Below are 1,724 nucleotides of genomic sequence, written 5' to 3'. Positions count from 1 at the left end.
CGATCCAGCAGCTCGACAAGGTGACCCAGCAGAACGCGAGCGCGTCCGAGCAGGTCTCGGCGACGTCCGAGGAGCTGGCCGCGCAGGCGGAGCGGCTGCAGGCGACGATCGCCTACTTCCGGATCGAGGCGGCGGCGTCGGGCTTTGAGGCTGCGGTCCCGCAATTGCGGGCTGCGGCGGCGCGGATGGCGGGGCCGGCCCGGTCGGGCAAGGCGGCGGTGTCGAAGGCGAAGGCGAAGGCGCGCGCGGCCGGGTCGCCGGGCTTTGCCCTCGACATGGGCGAGGGCGACGCCCGCGACGCCGAATTCGTCCGCGCCGCCTGAGCGCTGCGGATGCCGATCTTCACGGGTTGGCGCGGCCGCGAAGGCGGCGCCAACCGCGATCCCCCAAGACAGCTCGACCATTCCACCTAAGTCTGACGGAAGAAGTTTCCCATGCGTCTCACGATCCGCACCAAGCTCGGCTTGGCCTTCGGCCTGATCCTCCTGCTTCTCGGCGGGGCGGGCTTCCTCGCCATCACGAGCCTCAGCAGCGCCAACGACTGGATGCAGGCCTTCGCGTCCGGACCCTTCGCTCAGGTCCAGCGGGCTCTGCGCTTCGAGACGCTGGCCGTCGATTCCGCACGCATGTTCGCACGATCGCTGCTCGAGCCGACGGAGGCGGCCCGGGCGAAGCTCGCCGCCGACCTCAAGCAGCAGGATGTGACGTTCCGCGGACTTCTGAAGGAGTACTCCGACGCGACCACCGCCGAGGAGCGGGGGCGTCTGCTGCCCCTGCGTGAGGCCTGGGACAAGCTGTCCAGTGCCGCCGCCAAAGGCACGGAGTTCTCGGTCAAGAACGGCAACAACACCGCGATCGGCATCGCGGGCGGCGAACAGCTGACGACCTCCCGGGTCGTGATCACCCGCATCCAGGATCTGGCATCCCGGCCCGACATCTCACCGGAGACGCGCCGGCTCGCCGCCATTCTCGAAGCTCGGATGACGCGCCTCGTGGCCGATGTCTATCGCGAGGTGGTGATCAGCGACGAAGCGCTCCTCGAGAAGCTGACCAGCGAATATCACGAGCATCGCCGCCAGTTCGACCAGGATTTCGCCAAGCTGAGCGAGGTGGGGCGTAGCGAAGGGCTCGGCGACGCCATCGCGGCCATCGCCGCCGCGTTCCGCACCTGGGAATCGGCCGGTGAACAGGTCTTCACCCTTGGCCTCGCCAACACCGACGCCAAGGCGCTCCAAGTTTATGTCGGTCCGTTCACGCAGGCGCGGCTGGCCCTCATCGAGGAGGTCAAGAAGCTTCGCGCCTACGAGGAAGGTGTCGCGCAGACTTATGTGCGGGAGACCCAGACCGCCTATGAGACGACCCGCATGATGCTTATCGGTGTCATCGCCGGCGCGGTGGCGATCGGGCTTGCCATGGCGATCTGGCTGTCGATCTCGATCTCCCGTGGCATGCAGAAGGCCCTCGGGGCGGCGAACCGGGTGGCTCAGGGGGATCTGACCGAGGACGTGGTGCCCACCGGCAGCGATGAGATCACCGATCTCCTGCGCGCCGTGCAGGCCATGACCCTGAAGCTGCGCGAGGTGGTGGGACAGGCGAGTGTGGCGGCCAGCAACGTGTCGGCCGGGTCGGAGGAGCTGTCGTCCTCGGCCGAGCAGCTGTCGCAGGGCTCGACCGAGCAGGCCGCCTCGACGGAAGAGGCCTCCGCCTCCATGGAGGAGATGGCC

The 1,724-nt window shown here is 68.3% G+C and carries 1 protein-coding gene and 1 pseudogene; both read left to right on the top strand.

Going from position 1 to position 1,724, the window contains the following annotated elements; genetic code table 11:
- Positions 1-323: pseudogene (locus BLQ49_RS28745) on the top strand (methyl-accepting chemotaxis protein); the annotation flags it as partial.
- 111 nt (positions 324-434) lie between these two features.
- Positions 435-1,724: methyl-accepting chemotaxis protein (locus BLQ49_RS28740; protein ID WP_143012381.1), on the top strand; the 1,290-nt coding region annotated here is incomplete at its 3' end.

Source organism: Methylobacterium phyllostachyos (assembly GCF_900103445.1).
Taxonomy (GTDB): domain Bacteria; phylum Pseudomonadota; class Alphaproteobacteria; order Rhizobiales; family Beijerinckiaceae; genus Methylobacterium; species Methylobacterium phyllostachyos.
This window is presented reverse-complemented; position numbering and strand designations above follow the sequence as displayed.